Origin of the sequence: Mycobacterium mantenii (assembly GCF_001667865.1) — a bacterium.
Classification (GTDB): domain Bacteria; phylum Actinomycetota; class Actinomycetes; order Mycobacteriales; family Mycobacteriaceae; genus Mycobacterium; species Mycobacterium mantenii_A.
This window is the reverse complement of sequence record NZ_LZJP01000032.1, coordinates 12,724-27,626: the sequence shown is the minus strand read 5'-3', so window position 1 is coordinate 27,626 and position 14,903 is coordinate 12,724. Positions and strand designations below refer to the sequence as shown.

General features: G+C 67.0%; 12 protein-coding genes and 1 pseudogene. 5 read left to right on the top strand and 8 right to left on the bottom strand.

Annotated features, from left to right (window positions below):
- Positions 1-153: 153 nt before the first annotated feature.
- From A5688_RS05100 to A5688_RS05085, 4 genes are all read left to right on the top strand, one after another.
- Complete coding sequence (locus tag A5688_RS05100; RefSeq protein WP_067913559.1) at positions 154-1,326, top strand: amidohydrolase family protein; 1,173 nt, start codon at positions 154-156, stop codon at positions 1,324-1,326.
- Positions 1,323-2,558: a M24 family metallopeptidase gene (locus A5688_RS05095; protein WP_067913301.1), complete on the top strand. Its 1,236-nt coding sequence runs from the start codon at positions 1,323-1,325 to the stop codon at positions 2,556-2,558. Before A5688_RS05100 ends, A5688_RS05095 begins: the two co-directional genes overlap by 4 nt.
- Positions 2,548-3,666, top strand: a complete 1,119-nt coding sequence (locus A5688_RS05090; RefSeq protein ID WP_067913297.1) for a M24 family metallopeptidase — start codon at positions 2,548-2,550, stop codon at positions 3,664-3,666. The genes A5688_RS05095 and A5688_RS05090 overlap by 11 nt, the downstream gene beginning before the upstream one ends.
- Before the next feature lie 79 nt (positions 3,667-3,745).
- Positions 3,746-5,107, top strand: coding sequence for an HNH endonuclease signature motif containing protein (locus A5688_RS05085; RefSeq protein ID WP_067913295.1), 1,362 nt, complete (start codon positions 3,746-3,748; stop codon positions 5,105-5,107).
- A gap of 7 nt (positions 5,108-5,114) precedes the next feature.
- Here A5688_RS05085 and A5688_RS05080 read toward each other — a convergent pair whose 3' ends face one another.
- Positions 5,115-5,342: a hypothetical protein gene (locus tag A5688_RS05080; protein WP_242660362.1), complete on the bottom strand. Its 228-nt coding sequence runs from the start codon at positions 5,340-5,342 to the stop codon at positions 5,115-5,117.
- 91 nt (positions 5,343-5,433) lie between these two features.
- On the opposite strand from A5688_RS05080, the gene A5688_RS05075 reads away from it, so the two are divergent.
- On the top strand, positions 5,434-6,282 hold the full coding sequence (locus tag A5688_RS05075) for a sigma-70 family RNA polymerase sigma factor (RefSeq protein WP_067913557.1): 849 nt from the start codon (positions 5,434-5,436) through the stop codon (positions 6,280-6,282).
- 7 nt (positions 6,283-6,289) lie between these two features.
- Here A5688_RS05075 and A5688_RS05070 read toward each other — a convergent pair whose 3' ends face one another.
- From A5688_RS05070 to A5688_RS05040, 7 genes and pseudogenes are all read right to left on the bottom strand, one after another.
- Positions 6,290-7,570: a hypothetical protein gene (locus A5688_RS05070; protein WP_067913292.1), complete on the bottom strand. Its 1,281-nt coding sequence runs from the start codon at positions 7,568-7,570 to the stop codon at positions 6,290-6,292.
- Positions 7,571-7,574: 4 nt separating this feature from the next.
- A complete protein-coding gene (locus tag A5688_RS05065) occupies positions 7,575-8,336 on the bottom strand; it encodes an SDR family NAD(P)-dependent oxidoreductase (protein WP_067913289.1) in 762 nt (253 codons plus the stop codon).
- Positions 8,333-10,707 (bottom strand): annotated as a pseudogene (locus tag A5688_RS05060) (CaiB/BaiF CoA transferase family protein). Before A5688_RS05060 ends, A5688_RS05065 begins: the two are co-directional and overlap by 4 nt.
- A complete protein-coding gene (locus A5688_RS05055) occupies positions 10,704-11,672 on the bottom strand; it encodes an enoyl-CoA hydratase/isomerase family protein (RefSeq protein WP_067838713.1) in 969 nt (322 codons plus the stop codon). Before A5688_RS05055 ends, A5688_RS05060 begins: the two are co-directional and overlap by 4 nt.
- 31 nt (positions 11,673-11,703) lie before the next feature.
- The gene (locus tag A5688_RS05050; protein ID WP_067838710.1) at positions 11,704-12,540 is read right to left on the bottom strand and encodes a mycofactocin-coupled SDR family oxidoreductase; all 837 of its coding nucleotides are present in this window, start codon (positions 12,538-12,540) and stop codon (positions 11,704-11,706) included.
- Entirely contained in the window at positions 12,540-13,742 is a 1,203-nt protein-coding gene (locus A5688_RS05045; protein ID WP_067913282.1) for a cytochrome P450, read from the bottom strand. Before A5688_RS05045 ends, A5688_RS05050 begins: the two co-directional genes overlap by 1 nt.
- Positions 13,743-13,991: 249 nt before the next feature.
- On the bottom strand, positions 13,992-14,672 hold the full coding sequence (locus A5688_RS05040; protein ID WP_067913279.1) for a TetR/AcrR family transcriptional regulator: 681 nt from the start codon (positions 14,670-14,672) through the stop codon (positions 13,992-13,994).
- Positions 14,673-14,903 lie beyond the last annotated feature (231 nt).

Genomic DNA, 14,903 nt, shown 5'->3' with positions numbered 1-14,903 from the left:
CCGGAGACCGGTTCCGGGCGGCCGTGGCACGTGCGGGCCGCACCATTCCCCACGTCTCGCAGCAGTTGATCGAGAAGTATCTCGCCGACCTGGACCGGGTCGGTTTGCTCTCCCCTGGTTCAAAATGTAGGTGATCGCAACGAAGGGACGATGATGTCCGCTCCAGCCCAAACCCTCTATCCCGAAGGCGTGCTCGGTGCGCCCAAGGACCGCCGCGGTCACGCGGCCGGATTCGACACCGGCCTGCCGGCCGGCACCGAGGTGTTCTCCGCCGACAACCACATCTCGGTGGCCGACGACATCTTCTACGAGGGCTTTCCGGACGAACTCAAGGATCAGGCCCCGCGGATCTGGTACGAGGACGGCGCGTATCTGCTGGGGCCGCCCGGACAATCGATGGTGGTCGGGGATTTCAGCGCGGTGCTCATGCAATACGACGATCTCGCGGGGGCGGCCACCAACAACGTCGAAGCCCGCGTTCGCGACCTCGCCGAAGACGGTGTCGACATGGAACTGGCCTTCCCCAACGCTGTGCTCGCGCTGTTCCACCATCCCGACCACGAGATTCGCGAGCGGATCTTTCGCGTCTACAACGAGCACATCGCCGGGGTTCAGGAGCGCTCCGAAGGCCATTGCTACGGGGTCGGGCTGATCAACTGGTGGGATCCGGCGGGCGCCCGGCGCACGTTGACCGAACTGAAATCGTTGGGGCTGCGAACGTTTCTGATGCCCATCAGCCCGGGCAACGACCGCGACGGCCAACCCATCGATTACTCGAGCACACCGATGAGGGCGGTGTGGGACGAGATCGAACAATCCGGCCTGCCGGTCACGCACCACATCGGCGAGAGCCAGCCCAAGTTCCCCAGCGAGGTCAACAGCGTCGCGGTGGCCATGATGGTCAACATCGACTCGTTCCGAGAGATGTTCTCCAAGTACATCTTCGGTGGCGTCCTGGACCGGCATCCGGGGCTGCGGATCGGCTGGTTCGAAGGCGGAATCGCCTGGGTGCCAACGGCCCTGCAGGACGCCGAGCACGTGCTGGCGTCCTACCGGCACATGCTGGCGCACCGGCCGGAGCGCGATGTCCGCCACTACTGGGACACGCACATGTGCGCGTCGTTCATGGTCGACCCGCTCGGTCTGCGGCAGATCGACGAGATCGGCATTGACAAGGTGATGTGGTCATCGGATTACCCGCACAACGAGAGCACGTTCGGCTATTCGGAGAGATCGCTGGCCGCGGTGGTCGAGGCGGTAGGTCCCGAGGACGCGGTGCGGGTGGTCGGTGGCAACATCAGGGAATTCCTGGGAATCCCGGCATGACGAACTCGGTGACCTCCCGCGGCTCGGTGCTCGACATACCCGACGTACCGGACTGGGCCCGCATGCGTACCGAGATCGGAGCGCGGCTGCGGTCCGCCATGGCCGAGCACGGCGTCGACGCGCTGATCCTGTTGATGAACGGCTACGTCGGCTACGCGACCGGAGCCAGCTGGCCGCTCCTGGACGCCGGCCTGTCGCACGTGGAGCGCCCGGTCGCCGTCGTGCTCGCCGAAGACGTGCACCCGCACCTGTTCATGCCGTTCCGCAGCGGTGCGGCCGCGGAGTATCCGGTGCCGGACGACCATCTGCACGGCCCCGCCTACCTCGAATTCGACCACGGCGTCCAGGATTTCGCGCGGAGGCTGGCCGGGCTGGTCCCGCCGGGCGCCAACATCGCCGTCGACGAACTCACCGGTGCCATGCGCCGGGCGGCGGCCACGCTGTTCCCCGCGGGGTCGCCGACGGACGCGGCGATCGTGCTCGGCGCCGCGCAATTGGTGAAGACCCGCGACGAGCTGTCCTGTCTGCGCCGGGCGGCCCGCATCACCGAAGAGGCGATCGTCGACGTGCAGAAGGCGTTGAAGCCGGGTGTGCGGCAGATCGATCTTTCGGCCACGTTCGTCCGCCGCGCATTCGAATTGGGCGCCACCACCAACATGCTGGAGGCCATCTGGCAGGTGATGCCGAGTTCACGCGAGGCCGGAGTGTGGACGACCCACGGGGATCTCGCGCTGCCGCTGCTGCCGACCGATAGGGAACTGGCGGCCGGCGACGTGCTGTGGACCGACATCAGCATCACCTACCACGGATACTGCTCCGACTTCGGCCGCACCTGGGTGGTCGGCGAGAAACCCACCCCGCGTCAGCAGGACCAGTTCCGGCAGTGGCGAGCCGTGCTGGACGCGGTGCTTGCGGTGACCAAAGCCGGTGTGACGTCGGGTGATTTGGCACGCGCCGCGATAGCGGCCAACGGCGGCCGCAAGCCGTGGTTGCCGCACTTCTATCTGGGCCACGGTATCGGGACCTACCCCGCCGAGGCGCCGATGATCGGGACGGATCTCGGCGAGGAGTTCGACGACAACTTCGTCTTTCCGCCCGGCATGGTTCTGGTGCTGGAACCGGTGATGTGGGAGGACGGAACGGGAGGCTATCGCAGTGAGGAGATCGTGGTGATCACCGAAGACGGCTACGCGCCGATTACCGACTACCCCTACACCCCTTATGGCGACTGAAGTTCTGCCCGACGCGCGGGCGTTGCGGTCGGGCCGCAGGGAACGGGCGCTGGCCCAGATGGCGGAGCACGGCCTGGACATCCTGGTCCTGGGCCGGCAGGCCAACATCCGTTACGTCACCGGCGCCCCGCAACTGTGGATCGCCGGCACGCGGCCCTTCGGTCCGATGTGCGTGCTGGTGCGCGCCACCGGAGACATCTACCTCAACAGCACCGACGACGAGGGCGTCCCGGAGGAGATCGGCCACGACCACCTGTACGGACTGGCCTGGAACCCAATGACGCTCATCGACGTGCTGAAGAAGGTCGACGGCGCCGAAGCGGCGCGCCGGGTCGGAACCGACGCGATCACACCGACTTTCGCCGCGCTGCTGCCCGAGGCGTTCCCCAATGCCGAACTCGTCGACGCCGAACCGGCGATGCGTGCGGCCCGGCGGATCAAGACGCCCGGCGAGATCGCCGCCATGGATCAGGCGTTGCGCGTCGCTGAACACGGATTGGCCACCGCGCTGGACGAATTGGCGCCGGGTGTGTCGGAACGGACGCTGGCCGGCGTGATGATGGAGGCGATGGCCGCGGGCGGGGTGAGCACCCCCGCCACCCAGGACGCCGCGTGGGTGACCTCCCGGGAGAAGCCGTGGCGTCGCGCCTCCGCGGCTGAGGTCCGGCCGGGGGACCTCGTCGCGCTCGCGGCGGGCGCGCTGGCGAACGGCTATGTCGCCGAGGTGGGCCGAACCTGGCCGGCCGGCGAGGACATCGGTAGCGAGGCGCGGGCGCTCTTCGAGCGGTCGAACCGGTTGTACGACAAGCTGCTTGCCGCCTGCCGACCGGGCGCACCCACCGACGATCTGCTCGCCGCGTACGGCGCGACGGGCGAACCGATCCCGCCGATGCCGGTCGCGTACGGGCTGGGGCTGGGCTTCGATCCGCCCGTGGTGTCCGAATCCCTTTTGGCCGCGGGCGAACACGACCGGCTCGAGGCCGGGATGGTGTTGGCGATCACCGCGTATGTGTGGCAGCGCGGCGTCGGCGCGGTGTTCCGTCGAGACACAGTGCACATCACCGACAACGGCGTCGAGGTGCTGACCACCAGCCCGTCCTGGGGATAACCGAAATCACTTGTACCACTTACGTTTCACTGGTAAATGAGCGGCGTTTTTTGTCGGTGGGCCCCGGTAGCTTCGGGGTGTGAGTGTAGATCGGGAGGCCCTGTCGGCGGCGTTCGACGCGATCGACGCCGCCCTCGATGACCTGGTCGACTACGACTGCGATGCGTTGGCCACCCGCGAGCAGTTGGCGATGCTGGAGCGCTGCGAGAAGGTGCGTCGCCGGTTGCCGGCCATCGAACACCCGCTGATCAATTCCCTTGCCCGTCAAGCCCCGTCCGAGGAACTCGGCGGCACGCTTGCTCATGCGATCACCGAATCGACGTTGATCAGCCGCGGCGAAGCGTCCCGGCGCATCAAGGAGGCGCGGGATCTCGGCCCGCGACACGGCCTCACCGGCGAACCCGTGGCACCGGTGCTGGCCGCCACCGCGGCCGCCCAACGCGACGGCCGGCTCGGCACCGGTCAAGTCGCGGTGATCCGCAAGTTCTACCACCAGCTGCCCGGCTGGATAGATGCGGCCACCCGCGAGCAGGCCGAGGCCAAGCTCGCCTCGGAAGGAACCCGGTATCGGCCCGAACAACTCGGCAAGCTGGCCGACGTCCTGGCCGATTGCCTCAACCCCGACGGCAACTTCACCGACGAGGACCGGGCTCGGCAGCGCGGCGTGACGCTGGGGAACCAGCAGGCCGACGGCATGTCACCGCTGCGCGGCTGGCTGACCCCCGAAGCGCGTGCCACGCTGGAGGCCGTCTTGGCCAAACTCGCCGCACCCGGCATGTGCAACCCCGATGACGAAACCCCTTGCGTGGATGGGGCTCCCAGTGAGCAGGCCATTGAACGGGATGGCCGCAGCGCCGCCCAGCGCCAGCACGACGGGCTCAACGCGGGTTTGCGCGCGTTGCTGGCCTCCGGAAAGTTGGGACAGCACAATGGCTTACCGGCCTCGGTCGTCGTCACGACGACGCTGCAGGAGCTGGAAGCCGCCGCCGGACGGGGCCTGACCGGTGACGGCACCATCCTGCCGATGAGCGACGTGATCCGGCTGGCCCGCCATGCGCATCACTACCTGGCGATCTTCGACAAAGGCAAGGCCCTGGCGCTGTACCACACGAAGCGCCTGGCCTCACCGGCTCAGCGAATCGTCCTGCACGCCAGGGATCGCGGGTGTTCGGCCCCGGGATGCACCGTGCCCGGCTATTACTGCGAAGTGCATCACGTCACCGACTGGTCCACGTGCCATACCAGCGACGTCGACGAGCTCACCTTCGCCTGCGGCCCCCACCACCGCCTGCTGCGGCCCGGCGGATGGACCACCCGCAAGAACGCCGGGGGTGACACCGAATGGCTGCCGCCACCGCACCTGGACCGGGGCCGGCCCCGCACCAATACGTTCCACCACCCCGAGAAGCTGCTCAGGGATGAGGACGGCGACGAGCCTTAGTTGAGCGTCATCTCTCCGGCAGCTCGGCGAAGCGCTTCTTGACGTCCTTGTACCAACCCATCGACTTGATCGGGTGGCGCCAGCGGCCCTTCATGTCCTCGCGCGCGGGCACGTGGGCGTCGTCGCCGGCCTCAACGACCTCCTTGAGGTGTTGATCCTGCGCCTTGATGATCTCGTCGGCGCTCTCGCCACGGTGCGCGAGGTCGCACGGGCCACCGAGGTCCTGGCAGGTCATGGTCTTCACGAGGGTCCTCCTCCTCTGGTCACACCGGGCGGTCCGGGTGCGTCAGGATGGTGACGCACCCGACGACGAAAGTGTGACCGCCATGGTGAACGACGACCAACTCCGGGACGGTTTCGAGGCCGAGCGCCCTCGGCTGCAGCGCATCGCCGCGCGGATCCTGGGCGACGCGGACGGGGCTCAGGACGTCGTGCAGCAGGCGTGGCTGCGGCTGCACGCCACCGAAGAGCCGATCGACAATCTGCCGGGCTGGCTCACCACGGTGACCTCGCGGCTGTGCCTCGACCGGCTACGGGCGCGTACTCCGGTGCCGACGGAGTCGATTCAGGTCGAGGCGACGGAACCTGATCCGGCGGACGACGTGGTGCTGGCCGACACAGTCGGCATAGCGCTGCAGGTAGTGCTCGACCGGCTAACGCCCGCCGAGCGGGTGGCCTTCGTGCTGCACGACAGCTTCGGCGTTGACTTCGAGTTGATCGCCTCCATGCTCGACACGACCCCGGTGGCGGCGCGCAAGCTGGCCTCTCGGGCTCGCGCCAAGGTGCGCCCGCCGACGCCCGAGGATGCGCTCGCCGACTGGGAGGTGGTGGACGCCTTCATGGCCGCAGCGCGCGAGGGCGACTTCACCCGGCTGCTGGAGTTGCTCGCGCCCGACGTGGTGGTCTCCGCCGACGCGGCCGCGGCCGCGCTCGGCACGCCGACGCGCCTGCAGGGCCCCGATGAGGTGGCCGGCTTCTTCAACGGCGCTGCCAAGGCCGCGATCCCGGTCTTCGTCGAGGACCGCCCGGGCGCCGCCTGGATTCACCGCGGCGAGGTCAAGGTCGCCTTCGACTTCATCATCGAGGCGGGGCAAGTGCGCCGCCTCCAATTCCGCGCCGCCGAAGACGTATTGGCCGGGGTACGACGCCGCGAGGGCGCAAGCACGCGGGAGTGAAGCGTGGTCAACGCGGCCCTTCGGCGAGCGCCGCATCGAGCAACTCGCCCACGCGATACCGGTCCCACAGGAACAGCAGGTTCGACAGCATCTGCAACGGTGCGCGCAGGCTCTCGTCGTCCTTGATCAGCGGGTGCCGGCGACTGTTCGGTATGGCCTCGAATCGCCTGCGGATCAACGCGGGTACGCCGAGGAGCCAGGCGACCCCCATCGCCGAGGCGTAGAGCAAGGTGTGCCGGCGCAACCGATCCGGGTCGAGTTCCATTCCGCCGCAACGATGGAACTCGCTGACGAACAACCGCAGCAGTCCGTCGAGGTGGGCATCCCACATCTCGGTTTCGGCGCCGGACATCGCTCCCCACAACGCCATGCCCAGGTTCATCTGGCCGACGCATCCCCAGTCCATCAGGCCGCAGCGCAGCATGCCTCCGGCATCTCGCAAAAACCATGCGTTGTCGATGTTGGCATTCCAGTGGCACAGCGCGACGTAGTCCGAGTCGGCGGCCAGTCGGCTGGCGATGGTCTGCTCGTGGTGCGCGAACCGCGGTGCTTCTTCGCGCAGGCGGGCGATGAACTCGGGCGAACAAGCGGGCAGCAGCCCGCTGTGGTTTTCGGCGAATTCGGCCAGCTGGTTCACCCGGCGTTGCAGCTTGGTTACCGACAGCGGCTCCCGCTCCCCCACCGTCGCTGCCGCCACGTCCAGCGGGAAGGATGCGGTCAGCTCCGCAGGCAGCCGCCCGGATCGGTGGGTTCCGGCCAGCCGTGCCAGGGCGGTGAGCAGCGCGCGGTAATGTTCCAACGGCTCGGGCATCTCGTAGTCGAGGCACTTGTGGTATTGGCGTTCGATCCCGTTGTCACCGAACATAATCCGCTCGGTGATCAGTATCCCGGTGCCGGTCTGGCGGTGATAGTCGGCGAACAGGACCCGGGGCACCGCGATGGGAAACTCCGGCGCGCCCGACAGCGCGGCGAATCGCACTTCCGGCTCCATTTGCGTCTTGCCGCGATCGCGCGCCGGGTCGGCGAAATCGCGCGAGAACTTGACGAACAGGTCGGTGGGCAGATTCGGCGCGGGCCTCGCGTATTCGAGTGAGAGGGCCGCCTTGCGTCCCGTGCTGCCGCCGGCGACCTCGCTGAAGCCGGTCACGCTCGCGATCGCGTTGTCCCGCAACGTGCCCGAGGCGAGAAAGGCCTCGGTGAGGAATCGCGTCCCGCCGCTGCGCAATGTCGCGGGGTCGGCCGGAAAGGGCACGCCGTATCGGCTGCCGACGGCCCAATGTGGAATCAATTGATTACCAGGTCTGTTCGGCCGCGCGCACCAGCATGTGATTGACCGCCACCCGCCGGTCACGCGTCACCATGAACAACACCGCATCCGCGATGTCGTCCGGTCGGAGCATGACCATGCCGGCCGTCTGCCGCTCGAACGCCTCCCGCGACGACTCGGCCAGATGGCTGAAGATTTCGGTGTCGACGGTCCCGGGCCCCACCACTCCCACCCGGACCCGCTTGCCCAGCACCTCCTGGCGAAGGCCCTCGCTGAAGGCGTTCACACCGAACTTGGTCAGCGAATACACCGCGGTATTCGGTCGGGCCACCCAGCCCGCGGTGGAACTGACGGTGACCAGGTCGGCCACCCCGCGCGGCGAGTTGGCGGCGGCCTCGATCAAGTGGGGAAGCGCCGCGCGGGTGGCGTAGAGGACGCCCTGCACGTTGACCGACACCATCTGGTCCCAATCCCGCAGGGGCGCCTCGGTGGCGGGCCCCGACTGCATCAGGCCGGCGTTGTTCACCAGGATGTCGAGGCGTCCCAGCTCTGCGATTGTGCGCTGGACGGCATCGGCCACCTGTTCGGCATCGGTGACGTCGGCCGCCACGACCAGCGCTGTGCCACCGGCGGATTCGATCTGACTTTTCAGCTCCGTCAACCGCTCGGCCCGGCGCGCGAGCAGAGCCACCGCCGCGCCCTGGGCGGCCAGCGCCTGGGCCGTCGCCGCGCCGATGCCGCTGCTGGCGCCGGTGACCAGGGCCGCTGTGCGCGCCAGTGTCGTCATGTTCCGCCCGTCGGTTGCCTGCCAAGGATCTCGTGTAGAACGTAGCCGGTGTCCTCGCCCAGGTCCGGTGCGCCGCGCGTGATCCGGGCCGGGCGGCGCGCCATTCGCCAGGACGGCCCCAGCACCGGTCGCTGGCCCTCGCGGTGATCCGTGACGAAGCGATACAGCTCGCGGTCCCACAGCCGTTGATCGCCAATCACATCCAGCGAGGTGGCGCTCTTGGCGGCCGGCACTCCCGCCGCACGCAGGCGCTCGGCGAGCCGCTCCGCGTCCTGTCCCCGGGTGAGGCGGGCGAGATCCGAGTCGAGCGCCTCGGCGTGCCGGTGTCGCGCATCGCTCGTGGCGTAGCGGGGCTCGCCCGCCAGTGTCGCGGCGCCGAGCGCCTCGCACAACCGGCTCCATTCGGCGTCGTTCGCGACGGCCACCGTGATCCACGCGCCGTCGGCGCACAAGTAGCAACCATGCGGGCACATGTCCGGGTGGTTGTTGCCGCTGGGACCCAGGTGCCGGCCCGTCACCGAATGTTCCAGCAGGCAGTCGCCGATCATCGAGGAGAGGGTCTCCACGGCCGACACGTCGACGAATTGCCCCGCGCCGCTGAGCTCCCGATGCAGTAGCGCCACCACGGCGGCATATGCGGCGGCCGCGCCGACCGTCGAATCGCCGTAGCGCATGCTGGTCCCGAGCGGCGGCCCGCCGGGATAGCCGACCAGGGAGGCCGGTCCGGCCAGCGCGGCAAAGCATGGCGCATAACCGGTTTGATGGCCCAGCGGCCCGTCGTTGCCCCACATCTTGATCGACACGGAGATGATGTCGGGCTTGATCTCGGTCAGCTGTCGATAACCCAGGCCCTGGCGCTCCATCGCGCCCGGGCGCAGATTATTGATGACGATGTCGCTGCGTGCGATCAGCTCGCGCAGCCGCGCCATCCCCTCGGCGGACTTGATATCGAGGTCCACGCTGAGGATCTCGGGGTTGATGCTCAAGAAATATGGTGCGTGGTTGATGTCGGTGCCGCCGTACGCGCGCATCTCCTCGGGGCTGTCGGCCGTCTCGACCTTGATCACTTCGGCGCCCAGCATCGCCAGCAGTTTTCCGGCGTACGGGCCGGCCCACACCTTGGTGAGCTCGACGACGCGCACGCCTTCCAGCGGTCCACCCCGCGCATCCCGGGGCGGCTTCAACTGCGGCGACCGGGCCGCAGGCCGTGCACGCGGCACGTCGACAACTTTTATGACCGCCCCGGTGTGCTCGCCGAGACTCGGTGCGGCACCGGTGATTCGCGCGGGCGTTGCGCTGAACGCATACGGCACGGTCGGATACGCCGCCTCACCCAGCACCGGGTGGCGAACCTGCTGGAAGAACCCGCGATGCCGATACTGCGGCGAGTGATGCAGGTCCGCGGCTCCGTTGACGGGCACCAGCGGCACACCGAGCCGCTGGGCCTTTTCCGAAGCCTCCTCTTTGGCCAAACCGGCGACCCAGGCGGCGAACCCCCGCTGAAATGCGGTGACCTTCTCCGCGGTGACGGAGAACTCCAGCCAATCGTCCTCGAACTCATCGAGCCAATCGGCATGATCCAGAAGCGCTTTCATCCCGGCCCAATGGGCGCGGCTGGTCATGTACAGGTAGACGAACCCATCGGCGCAGGCAAAGAACGACGCGGGTCCGGCCTGATCGTAATCGCCGCGCTCGCCGTCGGCCGGCACCTCGCCGGTGACGAGGCGGCCCAGGATGCAGTCGGCGCGTGACACCAGCACGGCCTGCTGGGAGACGTCGATGGATTCGCCCTCACCGGTGTGCAGCCGTCCCCACAACGACGACGCGACACACAGCGCCGCCTCCAGCCCGGCCTCGTAGTCGGACAGGAAGCGACCCGGCCCTTGCAGCGGCGGCCTGCCCGGGTCCGGGTGGCTCGGCGTGTGATAACCCCACCCGCTGGCGTGGAATACGTTGATGCTGCGGGCATTGTCGAACTCGGCGGCCACCCCCTGGCCGTAGGGGGTGATGGAGCAGAAGACCACGGACGGGTGACGCGCGGACCGGTCCGTGGTCCGGTGATCGATGACCGCGTCGGCGGAGTCGATGAGCCCGTGCAACCGCTCGGCGTCGGCCGCCGAGCGGGGATCGAGCACGACGGAGCGCTTGTTGGTGTTGAGGTAGGCGAACAGCGCGCTCCCCTCACACCCGTCGGCGAGCAGGGGCGCCATGGCGCGGGTCGCGCTGCCCCACTTCGGCGCCTCGATCTTGATGACCTCGGCGCCGAAGTCGGCCAGCAACTTGCCGCAATACTCCCCCGCGACGGATTCGGCCAACTCAATGACCCTGATACCCGTCAGCGCGGACATGCACGGCCCGTCAAAACGGTCAGGGCTTCGCGCGACCCGAGCGGCTCAGGCGCCACTCCGGCGGGAAGTTCAGGTCGTTGTCCTTGACCACATTGTTGAGGCCCTTCTCGAAGGTGCCACCGGTGAGGTCGACCTCTTCCGCGTCGTTCTTGATCATCGGCAACATGCCCTCGACCATGCCGGTCAGCAGGCTGCCGAAGTACTCACCCTTGTGCTGCTTGTACAACTCGAGGAAGGTCTTCTGCACCGCAACCGTGTCGGTCGGGCGCGACTTCGAGCATGCCAGCGCGTACTTCTCCGTCTCCGCTTCCAGCTTGTCGCGGGGCACCACGCTGTTGACGAAACCGCATTCGTACATTTCCTTCGCGCTGAACGGCCTTCCGGTGAACAGCATTTCGGAGAACTTGCGCAAACCCATCGTCTCCGCCCACCACCACAGTCGCGGCCCCCAGCCCACGTAACGGAAGGCCGGGTGCCCGAAGAGGGCGTCGTCGCTAGAGATCACCAGGTCGGCGTCGCCGGCCTGGTAGAAGTGCCACCCGTAGCAGTAGCCCTTGGCTTCGATGATGCTGATCTTCCGAAGCTCTTGCAGCGGACGGTTTCCGGCGCGGGCCTTGGCGTAGAAGTCGGTGACGGTCGACAGGTAGCGGTAGGAACCGCCCGGCGGGTACTTGACGTCGTCGTCGTTGATCGCGAGCTCGTGGTGCAGCGGCAAGCCGGGATTCTCCAGCATCGGACGCTGCTCGGGCAGGTCTCCACCGCTGCCGAAATCCTGCCCCTCACCGCGGATCACGACCACCTTGACGTCGTCGTCCACGTTGCACTTGTGAATCAGGTCGGCGTAGTTCTGCCGCATGCCCAGCGTGGTCGAGTTGAGCTCCTCCGGACGGTTGAACGTGATGTACGCGATCCGGTTCTTCTTGTCCTTCTCGAACTTGATGTACTGCTCGGCTTCCTTCTTCAGCTTTTCGTAGTCATATTCGGGCATGGGCTTCTTCTTTCACTTGGTGGTTAGCGGCCTATTTGAGCAAGCTGCCCGCATCGACGGGAAGCGAAACGCCGGTGACATAACGAGATTCGTCAGAGGCGAGGAACAGGACAGCATTGCTGATGTCGGTGGCTTCCACCCAAGGCACCGGCAGTGTGTGCATCATTTGCGAGATGGGGGCGAAGTCGTCCGGTCCGGGGTTTTCCAGGTCGGGTCGAAAGAGCCGATAGGTGTTGTCGTTCATCACCATCGTGGTGCTGACCTGGGTGGGCAGCACGGAATTGACCCGGATCATGTGCGGGCCCAACTCGACGGCAAAGGCCCGCATCAGCCCGATGACACCGTGCTTGGCGGCGATGTAGTGCCCGGTGTTCGGGTAGGCCTTGCGACCGCCCACCGAACTGGTGAGCACGATGGAGCCGCCGCGTCCACCCGAAAGGATGTGCGGCACACCCGCTTTGACGGTGTGCCACACGCCGCTCAGGTTGATGTCGATCATGTCCTGCCACACGTCCTCGCGGATCTTGTGCAGCCTTCTGCCGTCGGTGCCGACGCCGGCGTTGGCGACGATGATGTCGAGCCGGCCCAGCTGTTCCACCCCGCTGTCCACGGCGGCCTTCAGCGCGTCGTAATCCCGGACGTCCACTTGGGCGGTCACGATGCGCCGGTCGAGGTTCTTGACCAGATCCGCGGTCTCGGCGAGGTCTTCCGGCGTCGAGTGTGGGTAAGCCAGGTTATCGATCGGCCCGCAGACGTCGATCGCGATGATGTCGGCGCCCTCCTGCGCCAGGCGCACCGCGTGACTGCGGCCCTGACCGCGCGCGGCACCGCTGATGAAAGCTACCTTGCCCTCGACCCGGCCGGTCATCACGACACCAGCGATGGCATGCACTCCCAGCCCCGCACCGTGGAGGTGGGGCTGAGGACTGCGCTGGTCAGGTCGACCTCCCACTCGGGGAAGCGCTTCAGAATCTCCTCCAGGGCGACGCGGCCTTCCAGTCGCGCCAGCGCCGAACCCAGGCAGAAGTGGGTTCCCATGCTGAAGGTGAGGTGCGGGCGGACCGTGCGATGAATGTTGAATTCACCTGCGTCGGGCCCGAACTGGACCTCATCGCGGCATGCCGATCCGATCAGCATCATCATCACGCTGCCCTCGGGCACCGTTTGGTCGTGCACGGTGACGTCGCGCGTCACGTATCGCGACACGTGCGGCGCGGGCGGCTCGTATCGCAGCAGCTCCTCGATGGCCTGCGGGATGAGCGTCGGGTTCTCGACGAGGTCCCGGCGCTGATCCGGGTGCTCGGCGAGAACCTTTCCCGACCAACCGATCAGCCGCGTAGTCGTTTCGTTGCCCGCCCCGGCAACCACGTTGAGGTACACCAGGATCTCTTCGCGGGTCAGCCGCCGGGTGGTACCGGTCTCGTCGACGAATTCGACGTTGAGCAGCTCGGTCATGATGTCGTCGGACGGATGCTCGGCGCGCCAGTCGATGTAGGCCTCGAATTGTTCACCCACCGCCAGGCCATGCTCGGCGGCGCTCATGGGCTTGCCGGCCTCGGTGCGCAACTGGGCGTTGCCCCGGTCGCGGATGTACTCCTGGTCGTCTTCCGGGATGCCGAGCAGCATGCTGATCACCTTCATCGGCATCTGCGCACCGAGGTCGGTGACGAAGTCGAAGCGGCCCGAGCCCACCAACGGATCCAGGAGCTGAGCGCAGAACTCGCGAATCATCGGCTCGAGCGCGGCGATCCGGCGTGGGGTGAACATCCGCGACAGCAGTTTGCGGTGCACGTCGTGAATCGGCGGGTCCTCGAAGATCAGCATGCCCGGCGGGATGTCGAGGTTGGCCTTGATCAGCTCGAGGATCGCGCCCCGCGCGGAGCTGTAAGTCTCGTGGTCGACAAGCGCCTTACTGACGTCGGCGTAGCGGCTCACCGCGTAAAAGTCGTATTCGGCGTTGTGATAAAGCGGTGCCTCTTCACGCAATCGCGCGAACATGGGATACGGGTCGGCGATCAGCCCGACATCGTACGGATCGAAACGAACATGGCTATCGGTGCTCGCCGTCACGAAAACCCTCCTACCGCTGCACTTTTGGACACCCGCATTACCTGCACCAGGCTAGCGCTGCCAGCGTTGCAGCGATGGATTCGGTCCGGGGCAATTTATACACTCCGCTTAATTGCGTCGCTCTGACTTCTGCACAAGCTCCGCTGAATACGGCGCATGAACGTGGGCTCACTCTATTCTCGTAGAGAACCATACAGCCGCTGCCCTGGCAAGAGCCAGAGCCCGGTGCGCCGTGTCCGCTCGGCGTCCTCACCCGGACACCGCCCCGCGGCGCAACACCCGCAGCCCGCCGGCCTGGGTGAGCCGGCCTTTGTCCGAACTCTTCAATATGCCGGCGGCGATCGCCGACAGGACTCCGTCGAGTTGTTCGGCGCTGTCGACGATCCGGTCGCCATGGGCGAACCGCTGCAGCAGACCGTTGATGAACGTCAGCGTGACGTTGCTCAAGTCCTCCACGACCGCCGGATCCAGCTCGGCACCGTGCGGCATGAGCTGCACCAGGATCTCGCGGTGCAGCTTGGTGAACTCGTCGGTGGCCTGCTGCAGAATCGCGGCCAGCGCGGGGTCGCGGGTGGCCTGCATGGTCAGCTCGTATCGCGCCCTGGTCCGGTACAACTGCGGATCGCTGCCGGCCTGGATGACCACCTGCGACAGCCGCGACGGAGCGCGATCCTCGCCGGCGGCATCGGAGCTGTCCGCGATCGCCTGCAGCTCGGCGAGGTCGAGCTCGGCGGAGCGTTCGGCCACCGCGCGCAGCAGCGCCGACCGGGTGCGGAAGTAGAACGAGGTGGTGCCGTCCGGCACGCCGGCCTTGCGGTCGACCTTCAGGTGGCTCAATCCCTTCGCCCCGTCATCGGCCAACAATTCAATAGCCGCGTCGCATAGGTCGCGGCGGCGTTCGGCGGGGTTGGGCTTTCGTCGTTTATCCATGATTTTCTTAGACCGCGACCTTACTCTATATTCGTAGTGTCAGTAAAGAGCGAGCTCACGTGCGCATCGGCGTTCCGGATAACCGCAGGCCAACCCGCGTCGACTTCCCGGTCCACTGGCGCGATCTCACGCGATCTCAATCGCCCGCGCCAAAAGGCACCAAAGAAGTTGCGGTGCAAGAGTTCCCGCCGAACGTGGAATCGACGGCGGAATCGATCGGGAATCGACGGC